At 65.0% G+C, this 5,990-nt stretch carries 9 protein-coding genes; 6 read left to right on the top strand and 3 right to left on the bottom strand.

The window, feature by feature from the left end; translation table 11 throughout:
• The 3 genes from U9983_RS26330 to U9983_RS26320 form a co-directional block, all read left to right on the top strand.
• On the top strand, positions 1 to 1,459 hold a 1,459-nt coding region (locus tag U9983_RS26330; protein ID WP_322756592.1), incomplete at its 5' end, for a galactose oxidase-like domain-containing protein.
• Positions 1,460 to 1,488: 29 nt separating this feature from the next.
• Positions 1,489 to 1,866, top strand: a complete 378-nt coding sequence (locus U9983_RS26325) for a hypothetical protein (RefSeq protein WP_322756591.1) — start codon at positions 1,489 to 1,491, stop codon at positions 1,864 to 1,866.
• A 207-nt stretch (positions 1,867 to 2,073) separates the two neighbouring features.
• Positions 2,074 to 2,658 (top strand): hypothetical protein, encoded by a 585-nt coding sequence (locus U9983_RS26320; protein ID WP_322756590.1) that lies wholly within the window; start codon positions 2,074 to 2,076, stop codon positions 2,656 to 2,658.
• Between the two features lie 371 nt (positions 2,659 to 3,029).
• On the opposite strand, the gene U9983_RS26315 is transcribed toward U9983_RS26320, so the two are convergent.
• Positions 3,030 to 3,215, bottom strand: a complete 186-nt coding sequence (locus U9983_RS26315) for a hypothetical protein (protein ID WP_322756589.1) — start codon at positions 3,213 to 3,215, stop codon at positions 3,030 to 3,032.
• Between U9983_RS26315 and U9983_RS26310 the strand changes: the two genes are divergently transcribed.
• From U9983_RS26310 to U9983_RS26300, 3 genes are all read left to right on the top strand, one after another.
• Positions 3,214 to 4,026 (top strand): hypothetical protein, encoded by an 813-nt coding sequence (locus U9983_RS26310; protein WP_322748201.1) that lies wholly within the window; start codon positions 3,214 to 3,216, stop codon positions 4,024 to 4,026. The two genes, U9983_RS26315 and U9983_RS26310, sit on opposite strands and share 2 nt — an antisense overlap.
• 173 nt (positions 4,027 to 4,199) lie before the next feature.
• Positions 4,200 to 4,493 carry a hypothetical protein gene (locus U9983_RS26305; RefSeq protein ID WP_322756588.1) on the top strand — a complete coding sequence of 98 codons (294 nt, stop codon included), beginning with the start codon at positions 4,200 to 4,202 and terminating at the stop codon, positions 4,491 to 4,493.
• Positions 4,490 to 4,879, top strand: a complete 390-nt coding sequence (locus U9983_RS26300) for a type II toxin-antitoxin system VapC family toxin (RefSeq protein WP_322756587.1) — start codon at positions 4,490 to 4,492, stop codon at positions 4,877 to 4,879. Before U9983_RS26305 ends, U9983_RS26300 begins: the two co-directional genes overlap by 4 nt.
• Positions 4,880 to 4,944: 65 nt before the next feature.
• On the opposite strand, the gene U9983_RS26295 is transcribed toward U9983_RS26300, so the two are convergent.
• Positions 4,945 to 5,088: a hypothetical protein gene (locus U9983_RS26295; RefSeq protein WP_322756586.1), complete on the bottom strand. Its 144-nt coding sequence runs from the start codon at positions 5,086 to 5,088 to the stop codon at positions 4,945 to 4,947.
• Positions 5,089 to 5,383: 295 nt separating this feature from the next.
• Positions 5,384 to 5,990, bottom strand: a 607-nt coding sequence (locus U9983_RS26290; RefSeq protein WP_322756585.1) for an ABC transporter substrate-binding protein, incomplete at its 5' end; no start/stop codon positions are given.

The raw sequence follows: 5,990 nt of genomic DNA, 5'->3' as shown, positions 1-5,990 counted from the left end.
TTCTCAGGTCGAACACTCGGCCTGCACGGCGGGCGGCGCGTGCACCAAGGGGTCATGGCAGGTACTCAGTTCTCAGTCACCGGTACGGGCCATCCATGCCGCACTGCTCAAGAACGGGAACGTGCTGCTCGTCGCGGGGTCGGGCAACGACCCCAACCAGTTCGCGGCCGGTACCTTCAAGTCATCGGTGTGGAATCCGACCACGGGCGCTTTTGCCGATGTTCCGACGCCGGCCGACTTTTTCTGTACCGGACATGTCCAGCTCTCCGACGGTCGCCTGCTGGTGATGGGGGGGAACAAGGCATACCCGACCGCGGACCATGGCTATGAGGGCATCAAGTCCTCGTATACCTTCGACCCGACGACGAATCAGTACGTGCGGGTGAACGATCTCAACACCGGTCACTGGTACCCGTCCGCGACGGAACTCGGTAACGGTGACGTGATTTCGCTGGGCGGGCTGGACGAGAACGGCAACGGCTCGGTCGAGGTCGAGCGTTTCTACAACACCGCCGGGAGTTGGAACACGCCGCGGCCGACCCAGACCTATCGTTTCTGGGGTCTTTACCCGTCGATGATTCTGCTGCAGGACGGGCGGCTGTTCTACACCGGCTCGCACGTCTTCGGTAACAACGTCAGCGACGGGCCCGGAGCCAACCTCTACAACGTGGACTCCGGTCAGGTCACCAATGTGCCGGGACTCCGCCTGAAGGACCAGCGGGACCAGTCGATGTCGGTCCTGCTGCCACCTGCGCAGGCCCAGCGGGTCGCGACCTTCGGCGGTGGGAACATCGAGACCAACGTCGACGCGAACAACACGACGGATCTCATCGACCTGTCCGGAGCGAATCCGACCTACGTCCCCGGCCCGAACCTGCTGACCGGCAAGATGTATGTGTCCGCGGTCATCCTCCCGGATGGAAAGGTGTTCGAGACCGGCGGTGGCCTGCATAACCGGGCGGATCCGGTGTACGAGGCGTCGATGTACGACCCGGTGGCGAACACCTTCACGCCGATGGCGACCGATCCGGTGCCGCGGACGTACCACTCGTCGGCACTCCTGCTGCCCGATGGCCATGTTCTCGCGATTGGGAACAATCCGGGCGACGGTTCTTTCGACATGCGGGTATCGATCTACACGCCGGCATATCTGCTGAACGGGGTCCGGCCGACGATCACGGCGGCCGCGGCGCAGTGGGCTTACGGTTCGAGCCAGCCGGTGGGCACGACGTCCAATGTGACCATCAAGTCCGCGCAGTTGATTCGACCGGCGGCGGTGACCCACTCCTCGGACCCGAACCAGCGCTCGGTCGACCTGCCCATCACGGTCAACAAGAACGGTCAGCTGACGGTGTCCCTGACCGCGAACCCGAACATTGCTCCGCCAGGCGATTACATGCTGTTCGTCACTGATGTCAACAACATTCCGTCAGTCGCCCGTTGGGTGCATGTGGGATGAGGCTGGATACCGGAAGGAGCAGAGCCGTCATGGTCAGTGAATCGGGTCGACATGTCCGTGTGCTCAGGCAGAGCATGGTTGCCGTGTTGCTGACGGTCGTGGTCACGGCGGTGGGAACGACCGATGCGGGGGTTTCCAGCGCGGCTCCGAGCCCGCGGCCGACCGTGGCCGCTCAACGGGTGACGCCCGCACCCGCTGTGCGGCTTCCCAGCGAATACGTCGATGGGTGCGACCACCACTACGGGTCGCCGACGCAGTGCGTTCCGGTGAATTTTCCGCCGGGTACCCGTAATCGCTGCCAGTGGCTGCGGCAGCACGGCCTGGGTTCGATTCCCGTGTCCAAGCGGGATCAACTCAAGCTTGACACGAACGGGGACGGCGTGGCCTGCGGGCCCGGGGACGCCTGAAGTTCAGGTGACCTGACGTACAGGTGAACAGTCGTCGTGCTGATCCGGTCGACAGGTTGGATCAGCACGACGACTCACGATTCCAGGAAAATGATGATGAGAGACAGGGCTGTGGGGAATCTTGGCAGAGCCGGGAATTCAGTGTCGAAGGCGGCCTGGCTGGTCCTTGGGTGCACGCTTGTGGTGGCGGCGTGCTCGTCGAGTCGTGTGTCGGATGCCGGCACCTCCCCTCCCGGCGCTGCGACTACCGCGCCTGGGGCGACCGCTGCTGGGGCAGTCGGTGCCGGAGCGCCCGGCGCCGGCGTGTCCCCGGCGACCGGGCCGGCGCCCGGGGTGGGACAGTCCGGCCCCAGCCTGTCCGCCGGCCCCCAGGCCGTACCAGCGGCGCCGGGCACACCGGGTGACCTGAGCGCGGCGGAGTTGGTCAGCCAGCTCAAGGATGCCGGGCTTCCGGTGACGTCCACGATCGTCTATACCGTTGCAACGGATAGTGAGCATCTGTTGGGCGCGCCGGGCGGCTACATCTCGAAGGCCGCGTTTGTCGACAGTCGTATTCCCAGCGCCGGACTCCCCGACACGAGCCCGGGAAGCGTCTGGTTGGGCGGCAGCGTAGAGGTCTTCCGAACTCCCGCCGAGGCGCAGCGGCGACAGCAGTTCCTCACGTCACAGGCGTCGGACCCCGCCAAGGCCGAGTACGTCTATGTACGCGGGCCCGTGCTTCTGCGGGTGTCCCACACGATCGACGTCACGTACGCGGATGGCTACAGCAAGATCTTTCAGCGCACGGGATGACGACAGCTGTTTGCTCACAGACCCGATTACCGTCTGGCGCCGATTCGGTCGACAGGGCATCCTCCTGATGCCCCGCAGCAGCAGCCCCGTAAGCTGTCGCTACTGATCTCGATCAGACGGGACCTGACTGTGACTGCAGCAAAGTTTCCTCGTACCGGCCCCGCGTCCATCGTCCTTCTTTCCTGCGTAGCCCTGACCGCTCTCGCTCTGGCTGCTTGTCAGCCTCTGACTGCGACATCGTCCAAGCAGGGGGAGCCCGGGCCGGCTCCTGCGCGGTCATCCCTACCACCGGTTGCCATGGCGTCGGCTGCCGGTGGAGTCGGTCGACCGGCGGTCAGTCCAACGACCACGGTTAAACCGCCGGTAGCACCTCAGTCGACGACGGCACCGTCCGCGCGACCAGTGCTTGCATCGGCGACGCAGCCAACCCCCGTGTCGGCGACTTCAGCCCCGGTCGCACCGCCACGAAGCGCCAACAGCTCCGGGAAGCTTCTTTTCGGGCTCGGCCCGGCCCTGGACAGCGATGCGGCATCACCGATCGCCGGCGGACTCGGCATGTTCACGACCTGGTACAACTCACCCGGCGACCTCGGATTCATGCGGGACTGGGCGAGTAACAGAATTCCGCAGACCTACGCCTCGGGCCGTTCGATTCATCTCGTGGTGTGGCTTGATGGAACCGGAAATGTCGGCACCACGCAGACCTCCCACGGGCCGGCCTGTGGTCGTGACTACCCCCTGTCCGGGGCTTTTCTCGACGATGTCCGCCAGCTCGCCACGATTTTCAAGGGTGCAGCCGGTGGTCCACCGCTCTATGTCACGCTTTTCACGGAATTCCAGACCTACGCCTGTCAGACCAACGCCTGGGCGGTCAGCCCCGAGGTGACCAACTACTACCTCGCGCTTAAGGACAAGTATCTGGCGGCAATGTCGATCCTGCACTCCGTGGCCCCGAATTCCAAGGTCTCCCTGGGATGGGGAGGCTGGCAGGCCCGCTACGACGACCCGAGCATCGGTGGCGGCCGGTCCATGTTCCCCTATTTCGCGGACGTGATGCGTCAGTCCGACTTCCAGAGCTTCCAGGCGATGCAATCGGACTCGAATAGCCAGGATATCCTGGACATGACGCGCATACTCGGCCAGTACGGCCCGGTCATGGTTTCGCACTTCAAACCCGACAACGGAAACCAGAACACCTGGACCAGCGACCTGAAAGCCCTTTTCACCGACGATTATATTCGTCAGGCGACATCCATGGGCCTGTTCGCACTCAGTTTCATGGACCAGGTAAATCTTGCCGCCAACCCGAGCGCGCTGACTCTGGTGCGGTCCGGAATCGACAAATACGGCGTTCCTGCCGCTAAGTGAACGAGCTGGCGCGGAGCTCCCAGCGCCAGGCTTGGACTGTCCGCCTCGCGGGGCGGACAGTCCGAACGCCAAAGCATTAGATGATCATGTTGGTTGTGTTCGTCTACTCGCTGGTGCGTTGGTAGGTGGTGGGTCGTCCGCTCCGCGCAGACCTGGTGTGCTAACATTTTGTCATGACAATAACGATGGGGATTCGGGAAGTAACCCGGCAGACCTCGAAGGTGATCCATCGAGCCGCGGCCGGGGAAACCGTGCTCATCACAGAGCATGACCGGCCGATCGCGATGCTCGTCCCGCTGCCCAGCACCGGTGATCCGGCAGTCGACGAACTCATTCGTGCGGGCAAACTGACGCCGGCGAGCAACCCGGGAGGAATCGCTGCACTGTTGGCGATCAGACCGGCCGCTGCGAGCCACGGTGGCGACACTGCCGAGGTCGTGTCCGAGCTGCGTGCGGACCGCATGTGATCTACCTGGACAGTTCGGCGATCGTCAAGCTGGTTCGACAGGAGTCCGAGACCGACGCGTTACGGGCGTGGCTGGCGGCGAATCCGATGCCGCTGACCGCGTCCGCGCTGGCGCGGACCGAAGCCACCCGGGCGCTCATCCGCACCGAGCCTGCTGCGCTGCCGGTGCTGCGCGCGGTGTTCGCCGTGCTCCATCAGAAGCCGATCACAGACGCGGTCCTCGACGCGGCCGCGACGCTACCCGACGCGATGTTGCGCAGCCTCGACGCGATCCACCTCGCCACCGCCGAGGAACTGGCACCCGCACTCACCTGGTTCGTGGCCTACGACAAGCGGTTGGTGCAAGCCGCCCGGTCACGTGGCCTGCCCGTCGCATCACCGACCTGACGGCAGGCACGCCGTCGACACATCACCCGATCATGACTGGCGGACGGCTGCAGGCGAGGGCGCTCTTAGCCGAGCTCGGATGCCGAGCGCGCACCCCGCTCCCGTAGCCAGGGCACGAGAGCGCTCGCACCGCTGCGCTGCGCGGCATCGAGTGGCGTCAGATCGTCCCAGCCGACCCAGTTCAGCTCGGCCCCCCGCGCGAGCAGCAATGCCGCCGCCGATCACAGACCCCGGCGCCTCAAGGTCGGCTCCGGCGTCCAGCAGGCATGCTGGTACGGCAGGCATGGAACCCCCTGGTCAGTTACAGACCGTCGAGAACTCCATGATTGACCGGCCGTGCCTGCATCCGTTCGGTCCCTCATCGACGTCCCGGTACCGCGCCTATTGCCGATCGTTCTTGACGATGTGAATCTGATGCTCCTGCCACAACAGCAGATTCACATCGTTCCCAAGGAGCGTCCGGCAACAGGGGCGCGACGCCGCGTTCCCTCGTGCCGGGCGCTCTCAGGTGAGAAGAAGTTTCATGAGTCCGCGCCCGTCCACCCAGGTGTCGTTCACATCGGCGAAGCCGTTGCCGGACCACCGCAGGATGCGTACCGCCGTGTTGCAGACCGCCGGAAAGGTCGTTATCGCGGTGCCGTCGCAGGTGAACGGATGCGCCATCACGTTCGAACGGTCCCGCGTCGCCCTGAGCGCGGCTGTCAGGTCGGTGGACGTCGGCGCTGACATCTCGGCGAGCAGCGACCGCACGACCAGGACGGTTGAGAAGGACGCCTGCGACAACGGCGACCGCTGGGCCTCGGACACCCGCGCCCGGAACGCCTCGGCATCCTGGTCGCCACCGGATGTCCCGACGGGAAGGTAGCCCGAGGCGAAGTAGAGGTTCCCGGCGTTTGGCCCGGCTGCCCGTGCCACGGCCGGGGAGGCGCAGGAGCCCACGAAGTACATCGGTGTTTTGATCTTGAGCGTCCCTGCGACCTGGGCTATCCGTTCGCAGGACTGGGCGGGGAAGACGACGATGATCGCGTCGGGATCGCCGGCGGCGACGGCGCTGACGGCCGGCGCGAAATCGGCCGTATCGACCTTCTCTTTCGTCAGCTTGGGATCCGAT

It is taken from the genome of Protofrankia sp. Cas3, from assembly GCF_963555955.1.
GTDB lineage: Bacteria > Actinomycetota > Actinomycetes > Frankiales > Frankiaceae > Protofrankia.
The sequence above is the reverse complement of the archived record's forward strand: the minus strand, read 5'-3'. Positions and strand labels throughout refer to the sequence as shown.

Excerpts from the sequence above, each read along its gene's own strand:
- U9983_RS26325 (WP_322756591.1), top strand. The coding sequence starts at position 1,489 with ATGGTCAGTGAATCGGGTCGACATGTCCGTGTGCTCAGGCAGAGCATG.
- U9983_RS26310 (WP_322748201.1), top strand. The coding sequence starts at position 3,214 with ATGTTCACGACCTGGTACAACTCACCCGGCGACCTCGGATTCATGCGG.
- U9983_RS26315 (WP_322756589.1), bottom strand. The coding sequence starts at position 3,215 with ATGCCGAGTCCGCCGGCGATCGGTGATGCCGCATCGCTGTCCAGGGCC.
- U9983_RS26305 (WP_322756588.1), top strand. The coding sequence starts at position 4,200 with ATGACAATAACGATGGGGATTCGGGAAGTAACCCGGCAGACCTCGAAG.